Origin of the sequence: Microbacterium trichothecenolyticum (assembly GCF_030818955.1) — a bacterium.
Classification (GTDB): domain Bacteria; phylum Actinomycetota; class Actinomycetes; order Actinomycetales; family Microbacteriaceae; genus Microbacterium; species Microbacterium trichothecenolyticum_B.
On sequence record NZ_JAUTBF010000001.1, the window covers coordinates 2,356,992 to 2,373,658 of the forward strand.

Sequence of the window (16,667 nt, forward strand, 5' to 3'; positions counted from 1 at the left end):
CATCCCGCCGCGTACGGCGATCACGATGCGCAAGGGCACCTGGCACGCGGGGCCTTTCTTCGCCGAACCGAGCATGGACTTCGTCAACCTCGAACTCGACGACACCAACGTCACCGATCACCACAATCATCGCCTCGACGACGCCTTCGGCGTACGTGTCGTGATCGACGAGCGCTGATGATGCTCACGCCCCTGCCCGACGCTCCCGCCCGACTGGCCGGCCTCGAGCGCGAGGCGACACACCAAGCCGCCCTCAGCACGGGCGAGGAGCGTCCCTGGGTGCGGACCCGACAGGGCATCCGCCCCGTCGTCATCGTCGGTGCCGGCCAGGCGGGGCTCGTGCTCGCGCGTGGTCTGCGTCGGCGCGGCGTGTCCGACGTCGTCGTGCTCGACGCCGCACCCGCGGGCGCGGCGGGCCCGTGGACGACCTACGCCCGCATGCACACGCTGCGAACCCCCAAAGACATCGCCTGGCCCACGTGGGGCACCCCCGCGGTGACCCCGCGCGCCTGGTTCGAGGCGGTCTACGGCGACGCCGCATGGGAGGCGCTGGAATACTTCCCCACGACGGCGTGGCAGGGCTTTCTACGGTGGTACCGCGAGGTCTCCGACATCACGGTGGTGACCGACACCCGGGTACGCGCGATCACTCCGACCACCGACGACGGCCCCCTCGACCTCTTCCTCGACGGGCCCGACGGGCAGTGGATCCTGCCGGCACACCACGTCGTGCTCGCCACCGGCATCGAAGGAGCCGGCGGCCGGTACATCCCGCCCCTGCTCGCCGACCTCCCCGCCGACCGCGTGCACCACACGCACGACGACATCGATTTCACCGCCCTCGCCGGCCTGCGGGTCGGCATCCTCGGCGCGGGCACCGGGGCCTTCGACAACGCCGCGACCGCATTGGAGCACGGTGCCGCACGCGTCGACGTGCACATGCGCCGCCCGGCCATGCCCCAGGTGAGCCCGTACCGGTGGATGGAGTTCATCGGCCTGATCGAGAATTACGGCTCGTTCACCGACGCGCAGAAGTGGGCGTTCAACGTGCACCTGTCGGCCGTGGACCAGCCTGCGACGCAGAACGCCCTCTGGCGTGCGCACGCCTTCGACGACTTCCGCTTCCTCACCGCGTCGCCCTGGCGGAGCGTCGAGTGGACCGGCACCGACATCGCCGTGACCACGCCTCACGGCATCCATCACTACGACGTGGTGCTGGCCGCCACGGGCATCGCCGCCGACCTCGCTCGTCGCCCCGAGCTCGCCGCCGTCGCAGCCGACGCCCTGCTGTGGCGCGACCGCCTGACCCCCGAGGCCGCGGCCCAGAACCCGGGCCTGTCGACCTTCCCGTATCTCGCCGACGATTTCGGCCTCGTCAGCCGCGACGGGGATCGGGATGCCGTGCTCTCGCGCATCCACATGTTCAACCACGGCGCCCGTATCAGCCAGGGCATGTTGAGCCACCAGATCCCGGGCCTCGTCGGCGGCGCCACCAAGCTCGCCGCGGCCCTGTCGCGTCGACTTTTCATTCGCGACTCCGACGCCCTGCTCACCGAGTTCCTGGCCTACGACACCCCCGTCGGTGTGCACATCGGCCGGCGCGCGCAAACGCCCCCCGCACCCACGAGGACGACGGTAGCGTCGAGAGGGTGACGACCGAGAGAACCCTCACCGTGTCCGTTCCCACCGAGCAGCTGCGCCACGATCTCCAGCCGCTTCCCGAGGGCGTCGAGGTCGTGGTGTGGGACGTGAAGAGCGCGGCTCCACGCCGTCGTTTCGACATGGTCGTGCTCCCGTACATGTCGATGAGCCGCGTGCTGAAGAGCCTTTCCACGGTGGAAGCCGGCCTCCTGCAGAGCCAATCCATCGGCTACGACAACGTCGAGGGGCGCCTGCCGGCCGGCATCGTTTTCGCGAACGCCTCGAGCGTGCACGAAACCGCGACGGCCGAGCTCGCCGTCGCCCTGGTCCTCGCCGCGCAGCGGCGGCTGCCCGACTTCGTGCGCGCCCAGGAGCGCGGCGAGTGGGCCGCGGGCGGTTCCGCCGGCCTCGCCGACCGGCGCGTGAGCCTGCTCGGCTTCGGTGGCGTCGGGCGTGCGATCGCGGCCCGCCTGAAACCCTTCGACGTCGAGCTGCGCGCCGTGGCCTCGCACGGCCGTCTGCAGGACGACGTCGAGGTCTTCCCCCTCGGCGTGCTGCACGACGTGCTCGCCGAGACCGACATCCTCGTGGCCTCGCTCCCCGGAGGCGACGCGACGCGTCACCTCATCGACGACGCCGCACTCTCTGCGCTGCCCGATGGGGCACTCGTGGTGAACGTCGGTCGTGGTCCGCTCATCGACACCGACGCCCTGGTGGACCACGTGCGCCGCGGCCGCATCCGTGCGGCACTCGACGTCACCGATCCCGAACCTCTTCCGCCGGGCCACCCCCTCTGGGGCCTCGAGGGAGTGCTCATCGCTCCGCACGTCGGAGGAGCGACGGATGCCATGCGCCCGCGCATCGCGCGCCTGGTGCGCCGTCAGATCGAACGCCTCCGGGTCGGCGAGGAGCCGCTGAACGTCGTCATCGGCGGCTGAGCCCGGCTCACCCCGGCTCGGCGCGAGGGCGGCGATCCGCCCCGCGCTGCGGGAGCATCGTGCGCAGCGTGCGGACGATCAATCGAGCATCGCGCCGCCCGATCGCGGCCAGCGCCGTCGCCGCCACCGCCATCCACGTCAGCACGATCACGGCGAGCCGCGCCAGCGGTGGCAGCGCGGTGAGCACCGCCGCGTCGAGTGCCCAGGCACCGAGGGTGGCCGCACCGCTGACCGCGAGGGGCACGACGGCCGTCGTCACGAGCGCGCGCACCGGCAGCCCCGCACGGGGCGCGAACACGAACGTCCCCGACGCCCAGATGAGAAGCTGGCCCAGCGCCACACCCCACGCGACCCCCGTCGGCACCACCGGTGCCAGCACGAGGATCAGAGCGACCATCGGCACACGACCGACGACCTCCGATACGAAGAGAGCCCCGGAGCGACCTTTCGCGGCGAACCCCCAGTAGTAGGCGTACGCGATGGTCTGGAACACCGCGCCCGCCGCGAGGATCGGGAGGAACTGGGTCGCGGGCAGCCACACGGAACCGAGGACGACCTCGATCAGAGGCCCCGCACACACCACGATGAGCCCGGTGACCCCGAGCAGCGCGTGACTGACGAGTCTCTGCGCGCGCACGAGTGCGTCGTTCAGCGCCGGCGCGTCGTCGGCGACATCGGCCAGGCGCGGCAGCACCACGCGGGTCAACGGCGCGGCCACCTGCTGCAGGGGCAGCATGACGAGCTGGAACGCGCGCGTGTAGAACCCCACGATCGCCGGTTGGTACCAGGCGCCCATCGCGACCGTGTCGACGTTGGTGGTCACGTAGTGCGCGGCGTGCGTCGCCAGTGTGGACACACCGAACACGAGCAGGTGCCGCATCGGCGCGCGGCGCGGCAGGCCCGGCATCCAGCCCGCCGCGAGACAGGCCCACACGAGCGAGACCAGAGCGGCCACGCTTCCCTGCACCGCGAGAGCCACGACGCCCGAGCCGAAGAGAGCGAGGACGATGGCGGTGGCGACCCCCGCGGCATCCCCGCCGAGCTCTGACGCGGCCAGCCGCGAGAACCGCTCCCGGCGGTTCAGCTCCACCTGAAACTGGGCGGTCGCCGCACGGAGGAGGAATGCGGGGGCGGCGATGAGAACGACCGCCACCAGACGGTCGTCGTCGAACGCGGCGGCGATGGGCCCCGCGGCGGACGCCACCAGCAGGGCGAGCACGGCACCGATGGCGGAGTTGATCCAGAACAGGTTGCTCTTCTGGGCCGCGGAGAGGTCCTTCTCACGGAGAGCAGCGAGACTCAGGCCGAAATCGCCGATGACCGCGGCAATGCCCACGATCGCGAGTCCCAGGCTCACGAGGCCGAAGTCGGCCGGCCCGATCAGTCGGGCCAGGACGACGATGTTGACGATCTGCAGCGCGTATCGCAGCCACTGCGTCGACAGCAGCACCGTCGCCCCACGGGCGCGGGCACCCGTGGATGCGGGGGGCTTCACGTGATGGTCCTCCTCGCGCCTGGCCACAGGAGCGGCGGGGTCGCCGGGCAAGGCTACGTTCGCGAACCGCCCGGGTCCGCGAGAGAGCCATATAGCGGGGCGTAATTCACCCGGTCGGTCCCCTGGATACCCGCACACGCCCCCGACAGGTGCGCCGCGGCACGCGCCTAGCCTGACCGGGTGACTCTCACCGCCCCCGTCGATCGGCGGCCACCGGCTCGCACCAGGCTCGACGCCCGCGTCGTTGCACCGGAGCGAACCGCGATGGCCCGCGCCGCCTCGTACGCGTTGCTCCTTCTGTTCTGGGGCGCGTCGGCCTCGCTCTCCATCGCGCAGACGCTCACGATGAGCAGACGGGTCGCCGTCGAGGGCGTGAAGACGGCGATCTCCCAGCCGGTGGTCGAAGCCTGGTACGTGGGATTCCTGGTCCCCGCGATCATCGCGCTGCTCGTCCTGCTCTTCCGCGTGGTCTTCGTGCGCAACGACCTCGTCCCGCTCCTGGTGGCCCTGACGCCGTGGATCTGGATCAACCTCAACGAGTTCATGCGCGGGAACGTCGTCCCCGAGCAGACCATCCTCCCCATGGGCGTCGCCCTGACCTTCTGGGCGATCCAGCCTCGGGTGACGGACCTCAAGATCTACGCCGTGCTGGGAGCGATCCTCGCCGCCGTATCGATGGCGCTGACCTCGTCAGCCCCGACGTTGATGTACATGCCGCAGAGCTTCGACGAGGCGACCGAGAAATCGATCACGGGTCTGCCGCTGCTCGCCGGATTCTTCAGCCACCCCAACGCCAACGGTCTCTTCCTCGCTCTCGCTCTCCCCCTGACGTGCTTGTTCTCGCACTGGTACCTCCGCTGGGCCACCGCCGGGGTGATCCTCACCGCCATCGTGTGGTCGGCGTCGCGCACGGCGCTCTTCGGCGCCGCGGTCTGGGTCGTCGTCATGCTCCTGACCGTCGTGGTGCGCCGTCACCTGACCCGCGTTCTCGGGGTCGTGCTCGCCGCCCTCATCGTGGCGGTCGTGCTGGTTCCTTCCACCACGACCGACCCCGAGGCGTACACGGAACGCGGATCCATCTGGCAGTTCAACCTCGCGCAGCTCGGGGGTCTCCACTGGCTGTACGGGCTCGGTCACAGCTGGTACACCGACAACTACCCGATGCTGAAGTCCGCGTTGTCGAGCGCGGCCGGCCACGGTCACAATGTCTTCGTGACCTACACCGTCACGGGGGGCCTGATCCTGGTGGCTCTCATCGGACTCGTGGTGGTGTTCTCCGCACGGATAGCGAGCCGCCTGCCCGACCGGGAGCGGGTGGGAGCATTCGCATTCCTGTGCGTGCTGGTGAGCGTCTCGATCACCGAGTCGGCGTGGCGCGTCGAGGCCCCCGACACCCTGTTCGCGGCGATGCTGGTACCGATGTTCGTCATCGCCACGCAGAGCCCGAGAGTGGCGCCAGACGGCACTCGCGTCCCGGGTGGGTCTACGGGTGAATTCAGTGCCGCCTCGGAGCTGCGCCGCCACCGTCGATAGGCGCAGCGCCCTCGGCGTCTCGCGCCCGACCGCGCTCGCGCCACGGCATGACGCGTCGAGCCATCGACCGCACACGGCGCAGGTTGGTCGAGCCCGGAGGCAGGTCCCAGGTGAGCAGGGGACGCAGCACGTCGTCGCCGGCACGACGACCCGCCTGGACGACGCGACGCTCTCGAAGCTTCTTGGGCATCTTCACTGCGGCGACGGCCAAAGCCCTCACCGCGGTCACCCCCTGACCGCGCAGCACCGCACGCGCGAACGTCAGGGAGTAGGCGAAGGCGAGGCGCGGAGCGATCGTCGGCAGGAGACGCAGCGGCACGTTCTTCGTCGCCAGCCACAACAGGTTCTTCAGCGTCTGATATGTCGTGAACCCCGGGATACGCCCGCTCGTCGCACCGATGCGGTGGTAGGCGATGGCATCCGGGGCGAGGCGCACCCGCCATCCTCGCAGCTGCGCCCGCCAACTCAGGTCGACGTCTTCGAAGTAGGCGAAGAAGTCCTCGTCGAACAGGCCCACGTCGCGCAACATGTCCGCACGGTACAGCGTCGATCCGCCGCTGGCTCCGAACAACTCGGTCGCCTCGTCATAGGCGTCCAATCGTTCCTCGCCACGGCCGCGGGGGAACGGCAGACCCCACGTCGAGTAGCACTCGCCCGTACTGTCCAGGCGCGCACCGTCCATGGTGACGAACTTGCTCGCGACCATCCCGACACGATCATCGCGGGACATCTCGGCGACGAGCGCCCGCATCCATTCGGCGTCGGCGACGGCGTCGTTGTTCAGCAGCGCGATGGCGTCGTGCCCGCGGTGCAGCGCGTAGCGGATCCCCGCGTTCACACCGCCGGCGAAGCCGAGGTTCACCGCTTGCACCAGCACGGTGACGTCGGGGTAGCTCTCGCGGAGCATCTCCACCGAGCCGTCGGTGGAGCCGTTCTCGACCACGATGACCTCGACCGGAAGCGTCTGACGCCGCAGGGAGTCCAGGCACGCGGGGAGATCCTCCCGTCCGTTCCAGTTCGGGATGACCACTGCTGCGCTCATCGACGCTCTCCTCGTGCGAACAGGGCGTCTTCCAGACGCGCCGGGTAGGTCTCGAGCGAGAACGCCGACCGCGCCCACTCACGCGAGCGCTGGGCTTCCCGCCAGGCCCGCTGCGGGTCGTCGAGGATGCGCAGGAGCGCCGCCGCGATGGCATCGGGCTCATCGGCGACGACGAGGCCGCCGGTCTCGCCCTCACCGGTGAGCCCCTCCGCTCCTACCGTCGTCGACACCACAGGGATACCGCGCATCAGCGCCTCCACCGTCTTGAACTTCAGGCCCGCCCCCATGAGCAGCGGGACGACCACCGCGGTCGCCGACGCGTACGACGGCTCTAGCGAGGGCACCTCTCCGGTCACGGTCAGCAGCGGATCGGCCGCCGCCGCCGCGACCATCGCCGGAGTCGGGCCCGCGCCGGCCATGATGAAGCGCACGTCCGGGCGCCGCGCGCGCACGAGCGGGACGATGCCGTCGATGAGCCACTGCGCCGCCTGGGCGTTCACGTCGCGGAAGAAGGCCCCGACGAAGACGACGGTGGGCGGACCATCGGGCGGAGCGCACTCCGCCGCCCCCGCATCGCCCCCGAAGGGCGGGCGCACGACGACGGCTCGGTCGGCGCGGACGCCCAGACCGCGCACGAAACGGGCGTCTTTCTCGCTGAAGACGACGACCGCGTCCATTCCTCGGTACAGCCGTCCCTCGTCGCGGACCACCGCCCGGTTGCGCCACAGGCCGAGCACCCACGCGAGCGACCACCTCCGCGTGGTGGCGAAGATGCGCTCGTACGTCTGCACGATCACGTCGTGCGCGACGACGACGCGCCTGATGTCGCGACGCCGCGTGCGCAACGCGCGGCTGATCCAGCCCATCTCCGTCCAGTGGGCCTCGATGAGCTCGCCGCTCGCCACGGCCTCGCGTACCGGACGGGAGCGGAGGACGGCGCGGGCGAACCGCCGCGGCGGGCGGACGGGGAACAGCCGGATCTGCTGGGTGTCCAGCCACTCGTCCCACGGTCGCGGCAGGCCCGGTGAGCAGACGACGACGTCGACGTCGAGTTCGGCTCGCAGGCGGCGGGCGGCCTCGTCGTTGCCCCTCCAGTCGGGGGCGACCACCGTCACGTCGTGCCCGAGCGTGCGCAATGCCCTGAGGTGCGCGAGCACGTACTGCCCCCCGGCGTGGGGGATGCCGGTGTAGGGGACGTGCGCGACCACACTGACGATCCGCATGGCTTCTCCTCACCGTGTTCCCGCGACGGGCAACGTCGTTCTGCCGCGAACACCGCGGGATCTCGGGGAAGGTATCAATCCAGCGGGCGGGGACCGGACGGCGTCGCCGGCGCCGGATCGAGGTGCGCGGGGCGACCGCCGCGATCCCGGCGATCCTTTCCGCATCCAACTTCACCCCGCTGATCACCCCATTCGCGCGGGGCGGGAATCCGCCGCGGCCGTGAACGCGCCGCCACGGCGACGGTCATACTCGGCGCAGCCCCGCCCGAGAAGAGACGAGACCGTGACCCCTCCCCCCGCCCACATCGTGATCGATGCCCGATCGATGTTCACGTCCACCGGCCGGTACACGCGCAAGCTCATCGAGAATCTCGAGAGCATCGACACCGACCACCGCTACACGGTCGTGCTCCCCCGCACGCAGCTCGCCGCGTGGGAGCCGACGAACCCACGCTTTTCGAAAGTCGGCACCGACACCCCCTACTTCTCCATCCGGGAGCAGACGGGCTTCTCCCGCGAACTGCGGCGCCTGCGTCCTGACCTGGTGCACTTCGCCATGCCGCAGCAGCCGCTGTACGTGGGAGCGCCCCGGGTCACGACCTTCCACGACATGACCCTGCTGAAGATCCGCAACCACAAGAAGCATCGCGTGGTGTCACTGCTCAAACGCCTCATCGGCGCCGGCGCCTTCGCCGTCTTCGCGCACCGCTCGCGGGCCAATCTCGTCGTCAGCCGCTACTCGGGACGGGATCTGATCTCGTACACGCGAGCCGTTCCCGGCCGAGTGACGGTAACCTACCCGGCGGCCGATCCGATCACCGATGCCGCCCGGCCGGTTCCGGTGCCCTTCCCACGGTTCGTGCTCTACGTGGGCACCCAGGTGCCGTACAAGAATCTCCGCCGCCTGATCGATGCCGTCCTCCGTCTGCGCGCCGACGGCGACACCGTCGGGCTCGTCGTCGCCGGCAGGATCGACGCCGACGGTGCACAGCTGGTCGAGTCCCTCGACGCGCGCACGCGGGCAAGCGTGCACTTCACCGGCTTCGTGTCGGACGGGCAGCTGCGATGGTTGTACGAGAACGCGGCGGTGTACGCCTTCCCGTCTCTCTACGAGGGATTCGGGCTCCCCGGGCTCGAGGCGATGCGGCACGGCTGTCCCGTGGTCAGCAGCGACGCGACCTGCCTGCCCGAGGTCTACGGCGACGCCGCGGAGTACTTCGACCCTCGACGGGTTCCCGCCATCCAGGCCGCACTCTCACGCGTGCTCACCGACGACGATCTCGCCGACCGGCTCCGCGAACGCGGGCGTCGGCGCGCGGAGATGTACTCCTGGCGGTGGATGGCACTGCGGACCCTCGACGCGTATCGCAACGCCCTCCAGCCCTGACGGGATGCACGGCCCTCTCGGCCGAGGGTTCCGCGGAGCGACAAGTGATGAAGGCACGGGTGAATCGTTGGCCCCGAAAGCTCGCCAGGACACCGTTCGCCCCGGGTCGGGGCGAAGGGCGCCGGCTCCGCGCGGCATCCTGGCGGGGCACGCGCGCCCCTCCCCGCTTCCGCTGGAACGGGTGCATGCACCGGCACCGACCCCAGCCCTGGAAGGCGAGATGAGAAACACCGTCGAGAGGTCGTACGACTCTTTCCGCAGCACGAAGCGACTCCTTCCGCTGGACGGGCTGCGCGCGATCGCGATCCTGTTGGTGTTCACCGGGCATGTGAAAGCCCCCGGGCCGTGGAACGCGATCCAGGGCGGCGTGGGCGTGACGCTGTTCTTCGTCATCTCCGGCTTCATCATCACGACACTGCTGCTGAGAGAGAGCGACACCGGTCCGGTCGACTCCGGCGCCTTCTACATCCGCCGCGCCTTCCGCATCCTGCCGGTGTATCTGTTCGTACTGGCGGTGTACTGCGTGCTCATCTTCGTGGTGGGTGCTCAGCCCGACCGCCGGGAGGAGTTCGTCCACGCTCTCCCGGGCTACCTGCTGGGGTTCCCCGAGATCGTGCAGCTCACCAACACCCTCGACAACCCCGCTCCCTTCTCGGGCGCCTGGTCGATCGGCATCGAGGACAAGTTCTACCTCGTGTGGCCGGTGGTGGGCTTCCTGCTGCTGCGCCGTCGGTGGAGTGTGCTCGTCCCCCTCCTCCTCGTCGCCGGCGGCGTGCTCACGGTCGTCGGGTTCGGTACCCCCCTCGCGCGCGTGACCCAGCCCTACGTGCACATCATCCTGGGCGTGCTCGTGGCCGCGGGGCTGCACTACCGCGGCTCGTTCACCGTGCTCGCTCGCCTTCTCGGGCGGCGATGGATGACATGGGTGCTGCTCGGAACGAGCCTGGCGATGGTGCTGTCGCCCGCCATCCCGATCGGCGCGGCCTGGTACGTGCCCTACGGCCTTCTCTGGGCGCTCACGATCGTCTCCCTGTTCACGGCGCCCGCCGGCGCCGCTGCCGCGCTGCTCAGCGTGCGCCCGCTGCTGTTCATCGGCATGGTGAGCTACTCGTTCTATCTGACGCACGCCTTCGTGCTGAACGCGCTCGAGAAGCTGCCTGCCGCCGTGCCGCCGTGGGTGCAGTACCCGCTCGGGCTGGCCGGGGCGCTCGTGCTGGCCTGGATCTCGTACCGCCTCGTCGAAGCACCCCTCAACCGATGGGGTCATCGGCTCGCCGGGCGCCGGGCGGAACGCACCCGACGAGCCGTCGCCGCGACGGCCACGCGCGACTGACGAACCACGTTCAGCCGCGGAAGCCCGCCGGGTTGGAGAGCAGATCGGCGAATGCGAGTTCGGCGGGGCCGATCAGCATGAGGCGGGAACGCAGGTGCGCACGCTCGAGACGGATCGTGCGTCCCTCGGCGCCCAGCGGGTGAACCCGCACCGCGTCGGCGAGGCGCTCGCGGCTGACCGAGAGCAGGGCGCCCAGGTAGCCGGAGAGCACCACGGTCTCGGGGGCGAAGGCGTTGACGAAGTTGGTCAACGCCAGCGACAGCATCTCGACCTGCCGGGTGACCTCGGCCATGACGCGCGGGTTGCGGGCGACACCGAGTTCGACGTCGAGTTCGTCTTCGTCGAGCTTGCGGCGACCCAGCAGCGGCTCGAGGATGTCGAGGCTGACCTCGGCCTCGAGGCATCCACGGCGACCGCACACGCAGGCGCGACCGCGCGGGTCGACCACCGTGTGACCCAGCTCGCCGGCGTACCCCGAGGTGCCGCGCAGCAGCGTGCCGTCGATGATGAGGCCGCCGCCGATGCTGTGCATGGCGCCGCCGAGGTAGAGCAGGTTGTTCACGCCGACTCCCACACCGAATCGCGACTCGGCGAGAGCGCCGATGCTCGCGTCGTTGCCGGCGGCCACGGGCATGCCCAGCTCGTCACTCAGGCGCGCCGATACGGGATCGCGCTTCCAACCGAGGGTGGGCGAGACGAGCACCGAACCGTTGGCGTTGACCAGTCCGGGCACGGCGAGCCCCGCCCCCACGACCCGATAGTGCCGGTCGATGTCGGCGCGCATGGCCTCGACCGACGACGCGACGATCTGCACGAAGCGGCGCGGCGACGGCGGGCTGGCGGTGTCATGACGCAGTCGCGCGTGCACCACGCCACCGAGCCCTACCAGGGCCACGGTCACGGCGTGCGGCTCGGCGCGCACGCTGAGGGCCGCGACATGGTCCTCGGGCTCGAGGTCGAGGGTGGGGCGGCCCACCTTGCCGGTGCGTTCGCTGCTCGCGGCCTCGCGCACGAGACCCAGTTCGGTGAGCTCCATGACCAGGCCGGTGACGGTCGAGCGGTTGAGCCCGGTCGTCGCGCCCAGCTGCGCCCGTGAGAGCGCTCCCCGGGAGTGCAGCAACGACAGGACGGACGCGAGGTTCTGCTGCCGGATCAGGTCGTTGGTCGTACGACCAGCCGGGGGCGCGAGCGGCGTCGCTGGCTCGAACACGGCAGGGGTCATGAGGAGGGCACCTCCCCCATCATCCCATCGTCGGGCCGGAACACGCAGTCGAGCGCGCGAAGGGAACGGTACGGATGGGGAGCCGGGCCCGCGGCCCCGCTCCCCATCCGGTCAGACACCGCCGTTGCGCCGCTTGTTGAAGATGTCGAACGCCACCGCCAGGAGCAGCACGATGCCCTTGATGGCCATCTGCCACGCGGCATCCACGCTCAGGATCGACAGGCCCATGTTGAGCACGCCCATCACGAGACCGCCGACGACGGCACCGACCACGGTGCCGATACCGCCCTGCACGGCGGCGCCGCCGATGAACACCGCCGCGATGGCATCCAATTCGTAGTTCTGACCGGCCGCGGCGACGGCGCTTCCGGCGCGGGCCGTGCTGACCACCGCGGCGAGGCCGGCGAGCACACCCATGTTGACGAAGATGAAGAAGTTCACCCACTTGGTCTTCACCCCGCTCATCACGGCCGCGAAGAGGTTGCCGCCCATGGCGTAGACGTGGCGGCCGAAGGTCGTGCGGTTGAGCACGAACGTGTAGGCGAGCACGAGCACGGCCAGGATGATGAGCACGATCGGGGTGCCGTTGTAGGCGGCGAGCGTGAAGGCGACGGCCATGATGGCCACGGCGGCGATCGCGTTCTTGAGCCAGAACGACCAGGCCGCCTCGCGCGGCAGCTCGAGACGGCGCAGCGTCGCGCGGGTGCGCAGCTGCTGGGCGACGAGCGCGACGACCGAGACGAGCCCCAGCACGAGGGTCAGGGCGTCCCAGTTGCCGAGGTAGCCGAGCGCGGGCGGGAGCCAGCCGGCGCCGATGGCGGTGAAGCCATCGGGAAGACCCGAGATCGTGCCGCCGGTGAGCAGCACCAGGGTGAGTCCGCGGAACAGCAGCATGCCCGCGAGGGTGACGATGAAGGCCGGGATGCCGACGAACGCGACCCAGAAGCCTTGCCAGGCGCCGACGACGGCGCCGACGACGAGCGAGAGGACGACCGCGGCCCACCACGGCAGGCCCCACGAGTTCATCGCGATCGCCGCGATGGCGCCGACCATGGCGACGACCGAGCCGACCGAGAGGTCGATGTGACCGGCGATGATCACCATCACCATGCCGATCGCGAGGATCAACACGTAGGCGTTCTGCTGGATGAGGTTGTTGACGTTTCCGGGTAGCAGCAGGCGACCGCCCGTGAGCACCTGGAAGAGCACGATGATGATGATGAGAGCCGCGAGGATGCCGAACTGGCGGAAGTTGATGCGCGACAGGATGCCGCGGCGTCGCGGTCCCGGCTGGGTCGGCGCTTCGACCGTCTGAGTGGATGCGGTGGCCATTGCTGTCAGTTCCTTCCGGCGGTCATGTGCCGCATGAGCGTCTCCTGGGTGGCGTCGTCACGGCTGACCTCGGCGGTGATGCGTCCCTCGGAGATGGTGTAGATGCGGTCGGAGAGGCCGATGACCTCGGGCAGCTCCGACGAGATGACGATGACGGCCTTGCCCTGGGCCGCGAGTTCGTTGATGATTCCGTAGATCTCGTACTTCGCCCCGACGTCGATGCCGCGGGTGGGCTCGTCGAGGATCAGCACGTCGGGTCCGGTGAACATCCACTTCGACAGGACCACCTTCTGCTGGTTGCCACCCGAGAGGCGTCCGGTGATCGCGGCGACGCTGGGCGCCTTGATGTTCATCTTGTAGCGGTACGAGTCGGCCACCTTGTACTCGCGGTAGCGGTCGACGACGCCGAGGCGCGCGAGGCGCGCGAGGGCGGATGCCGAGACGTTGACCTGGATGTCGCCGATGAGGTTGAGACCGTACTTCTTGCGGTCTTCGGTGGCGTACGCGATGCCGTGCTTGATGGCGGCATCCACCGTCCGCACGTCGATCTGCTGCCCGTTCTTGTAGACCTCGCCCGAGATCCCGGTGCCGTACATCCGACCGAAGATGCTCATGGCCAGCTCCGTGCGCCCGGCCCCCATGAGCCCGGCGAAACCGACGATCTCGCCCGCCCGGACCATGAACGACGCGTCGTCGATGACGACGCGCTCGGTGTCGACGGGGTGGTGCACGGTCCAGTTCTCGACGCGGAACAGCTCGTCGCCGATGTCGGGTTCGCGCGGCGGGAAGAGGCTGTTGAGATCGCGACCGACCATGGCGCGGATGATGCGCCCCTCGTCGGTGTCGGCGTCGTCGCGGTGCATCGTCTCGATGGTGCGACCATCGCGGATGATCGTGATGCGGTCCGCGATGCGGAGCACCTCCTTCAGCTTGTGGCTGATGATGATGCAGGTGATGCCCTGGTCGCGCAGTTGGTCGATGAGGTCGAGCAAGTGGGCGGAGTCGTCGTCGTTGAGGGCGGCAGTGGGCTCGTCGAGGATGAGGAGCTTGACCTCCTTGGCCAATGCCTTCGCGATCTCGACGAGCTGCTGCTTGCCGACGCCGATCTCGTAGATCTTCGTCGCGGGGTTCTCGCGCAGTCCTACGCGCTTGAGCAACTCCGCTGCGGCGGTGTTGGTGGCGTTCCAGTCGATGACGCCGCGTCGGGACTTCTCGTTGCCGAGGAAGATGTTCTCGGCGATCGACAGGTAGGGGCTGAGCGCCAGCTCCTGGTGGATGATGACGATGCCGGCGGCCTCGCTGTCGTTGATGGAGCGGAAGGCGACCGGCTCGCCCTCCAGGGTGATCGTGCCCGCGAAGCTACCGGCCGGGTACACCCCGCTCAGCACCTTCATCAGGGTGGACTTGCCGGCGCCGTTCTCGCCGCAGATCGCGTGCACCTCGCCCCGGTGCACGTCGATCGAGACATCGGCGAGAGCCGGCACGCCGTTGAACGACTTCGAGATCCCCGCCATGCGCAGGATCGGTTCGGTCATGGGTTGTTCCTTCGTCAGGGATCGAGCGGCGGGGCGGACCGAAGCCCGCCCCGCCGCGAGGAGGGGATCAGAGTCCGACGTCGGACGCCTTGAGGAAGCCGGAGTCGATGAGCTTCGACTGCACGTCGTCCTTGACGACGACCTCGGGGGTCAGCAGGTACGACGGCACGACCTTCTTGCCGTTGTCGTAGGTCTTCTCATCGTTGACCTCGACGGTCTGGCCGTCCTTGATCTCCTGGATCATCGTGAACACGCGGTCGCCGAGCGCGCGGGTGTCCTTCCAGACCGTCATGGCCTGCGTGCCCTCGAGGATCGCCTTGACGTTGGCCTTGTCGGCATCCTGACCCGTGATGATCGGGTAGTCGGCACCGGCGGTGTAGCCGGCGGACTTCAGGGATGCCTCGATGCCGATCGCGAGGCTGTCGTTGGGCGAGAGCACCACGTCGACCTTCTTGCCGTCGCCGTAGAACGACGACAGGCGGTTGTCCATCTCGGCCTGCGCCTTGTCGGACGCCCAGCCCTGGATGCCGATCGACGCCCACGCGTCGTCATTGGCGGGCGACTTGCCACTGGGCACGACCAGCTGCCCCTTCTCGACGTAGGGCTGCAGAACGTCCCAGGCGCCGGCGAAGAAGAACTTGGCGTTGTTGTCGTCGGGGCTGCCGGCGAAGGGCTCGAGGTTGAAGGGTCCCGCGCCGGTCTTGAGGCCCAGCTGCTCCTCGATGAACTGCCCCTGCAGGGTGCCGACCTTGTAGTTGTCGAACGTGGCGTAGTAGTCGACGTTCTCGCTGCCGTTGATGAGGCGGTCGTACGCGATGACGGTGGCGTTCTGCGCCTTCGCCTCCTGCAGCACCGGGCCCAGGGTCGAACCGTCGATCGCGGCGATGACGAGGATCTTCGCGCCGCCCGAAATCTGGTTCTGGATCTGGCTGATCTGCTGGTCGGTCTTGTTGTCGGCGTACTGCAGGTCGACCGTGCACCCCGCGTCGGTGAGCTTCTGCTGCAGCTGCTCGCCGTCGTTGATCCATCGCTCGAGGCTGCGGGTCGGCATGGCGATACCGACGTTGCACTCGCCGCTGCCACCCGCGGCGGCGCCGCCCCCGTCGGCCGGACGCGTGGAGCTGCAGGCCCCGAGACCCACGGCGAGTGCGGCGATGGCCGCACCGGTCAGGATTTTCTTCAGCATGTGATCTGCGTTCCTCTCTGAACAGCAGGGACCTCTTGGTCCGCACCCGTCGCCCTCCCCGGCGTCGGATCGGGTACGTCGTCGTCCCGGCACTCTGGTCCGTCGAATTATGACGGCTCCGAAAAATTATCCCCCGTACGGGATTTTGTCCATAGGGGCGGCAAAATTCCTCGCCGCCGTGATCGAGTCGTGATCCGCCCGCCGGGCAGAGGCCTCTCAGCGCTCGTCGCGGTCGGCCCCCGACCACAGGTCGCCGCACTCGACGGCGTCGGCACCCTGCGCGACGAGGTACGGGCGGGCTCCGATGTCACCGCGCACCGCCGCGGCCACGGCGCTCCAGTGGGCGCGCCCGATCAGCACCGGGTGCCCGGGTTCACCCGCGTACACCGCCTGGGCGAGCGCATCCGGCGCCGCCCGGCGAACGAGCCGCGCAACCGCCGCGGGCGCAACGTCGGGGGTGTCGACGGGCAGGATCACTGCTGCCGGGGCCGATCCGGCCCCGGCAGCGTGCAAGCCCGCGCGCACCGACGCCGCGACACCCGACTCCCAGCCGTCGACACGGACGATGCTCGCCCCCGAGGGCACCAGAAGGGCCGCATCGTCGGCCGCCGCACCGAGCGCGACGACGATCTCGCCGCACCCGCCCGCCTGGAGCGCGCGCACCGCCAGAACGAGCCACGGTGTGCCGCCCGGCGTACGAGCGAGCGCTTTGGGCCCGCCGAAACGGCGACCCGCCCCCGCCGCGAGCACCAGTCCGCAGGGGTGTGCGGGGGAAGCGGCGGGCATGGTCACGACAGCGT

Annotated in this window: 14 protein-coding genes; 6 read left to right on the forward strand and 8 right to left on the reverse strand. The window is 69.6% G+C overall.

The window, feature by feature from the left end; all coding sequences use genetic code 11:
- Positions 1–25: 25 nt before the first annotated feature.
- From QE412_RS11140 to QE412_RS11150, 3 genes are read left to right on the forward strand one after another with little or no spacing between them, the layout of a single operon-like run.
- Positions 26–178: a hypothetical protein gene (locus tag QE412_RS11140; RefSeq protein WP_307483535.1), complete on the forward strand. Its 153-nt coding sequence runs from the start codon at positions 26–28 to the stop codon at positions 176–178.
- On the forward strand, positions 178–1,653 hold the full coding sequence (locus QE412_RS11145; protein WP_307483538.1) for an NAD(P)-binding domain-containing protein: 1,476 nt from the start codon (positions 178–180) through the stop codon (positions 1,651–1,653). Before QE412_RS11140 ends, QE412_RS11145 begins: the two co-directional genes overlap by 1 nt.
- Complete coding sequence (locus QE412_RS11150; RefSeq protein ID WP_307483539.1) at positions 1,650–2,579, forward strand: 2-hydroxyacid dehydrogenase; 930 nt, start codon at positions 1,650–1,652, stop codon at positions 2,577–2,579. The genes QE412_RS11145 and QE412_RS11150 overlap by 4 nt, the downstream gene beginning before the upstream one ends.
- 7 nt (positions 2,580–2,586) lie before the next feature.
- Here QE412_RS11150 and QE412_RS11155 read toward each other — a convergent pair whose 3' ends face one another.
- Positions 2,587–4,074: a lipopolysaccharide biosynthesis protein gene (locus QE412_RS11155; protein WP_307483540.1), complete on the reverse strand. Its 1,488-nt coding sequence runs from the start codon at positions 4,072–4,074 to the stop codon at positions 2,587–2,589.
- Positions 4,075–4,254: 180 nt separating this feature from the next.
- On the opposite strand from QE412_RS11155, the gene QE412_RS11160 reads away from it, so the two are divergent.
- Complete coding sequence (locus QE412_RS11160; RefSeq protein WP_307483541.1) at positions 4,255–5,607, forward strand: O-antigen ligase family protein; 1,353 nt, start codon at positions 4,255–4,257, stop codon at positions 5,605–5,607.
- Here QE412_RS11160 and QE412_RS11165 read toward each other — a convergent pair.
- On the reverse strand, positions 5,570–6,649 hold the full coding sequence (locus tag QE412_RS11165) for a glycosyltransferase family 2 protein (protein ID WP_307483543.1): 1,080 nt from the start codon (positions 6,647–6,649) through the stop codon (positions 5,570–5,572). The genes QE412_RS11160 and QE412_RS11165 overlap by 38 nt on opposite strands.
- Entirely contained in the window at positions 6,646–7,872 is a 1,227-nt protein-coding gene (locus tag QE412_RS11170; RefSeq protein WP_307483547.1) for a glycosyltransferase family 4 protein, read from the reverse strand. The genes QE412_RS11165 and QE412_RS11170 overlap by 4 nt, the downstream gene beginning before the upstream one ends.
- A gap of 283 nt (positions 7,873–8,155) precedes the next feature.
- Between QE412_RS11170 and QE412_RS11175 the strand changes: the two genes are divergently transcribed.
- Positions 8,156–9,259, forward strand: coding sequence for a glycosyltransferase family 4 protein (locus QE412_RS11175; RefSeq protein WP_307483551.1), 1,104 nt, complete (start codon positions 8,156–8,158; stop codon positions 9,257–9,259).
- A 220-nt stretch (positions 9,260–9,479) separates the two neighbouring features.
- Positions 9,480–10,592, forward strand: coding sequence for an acyltransferase family protein (locus QE412_RS11180; protein ID WP_307483554.1), 1,113 nt, complete (start codon positions 9,480–9,482; stop codon positions 10,590–10,592).
- Between the two features lie 10 nt (positions 10,593–10,602).
- Here the strand turns inward: QE412_RS11180 and QE412_RS11185 are convergent, their stop codons facing one another.
- The 5 genes from QE412_RS11185 to QE412_RS11205 form a co-directional block, all read right to left on the reverse strand.
- Positions 10,603–11,814, reverse strand: a complete 1,212-nt coding sequence (locus tag QE412_RS11185; RefSeq protein ID WP_307483556.1) for an ROK family protein — start codon at positions 11,812–11,814, stop codon at positions 10,603–10,605.
- Positions 11,815–11,925: 111 nt separating this feature from the next.
- Complete coding sequence (gene mmsB / locus QE412_RS11190) at positions 11,926–13,146, reverse strand: multiple monosaccharide ABC transporter permease (RefSeq protein ID WP_307483558.1); 1,221 nt, start codon at positions 13,144–13,146, stop codon at positions 11,926–11,928.
- Between the two features lie 5 nt (positions 13,147–13,151).
- The gene (gene mmsA, locus QE412_RS11195) at positions 13,152–14,681 is read right to left on the reverse strand and encodes a multiple monosaccharide ABC transporter ATP-binding protein (protein WP_307483561.1); all 1,530 of its coding nucleotides are present in this window, start codon (positions 14,679–14,681) and stop codon (positions 13,152–13,154) included.
- 67 nt (positions 14,682–14,748) lie between these two features.
- Complete coding sequence (chvE, locus tag QE412_RS11200) at positions 14,749–15,867, reverse strand: multiple monosaccharide ABC transporter substrate-binding protein (protein ID WP_307483563.1); 1,119 nt, start codon at positions 15,865–15,867, stop codon at positions 14,749–14,751.
- A gap of 216 nt (positions 15,868–16,083) precedes the next feature.
- Positions 16,084–16,653: a nucleotidyltransferase family protein gene (locus QE412_RS11205; RefSeq protein WP_307483566.1), complete on the reverse strand. Its 570-nt coding sequence runs from the start codon at positions 16,651–16,653 to the stop codon at positions 16,084–16,086.
- Between the last annotated feature and the right edge of the window lie 14 nt (positions 16,654–16,667).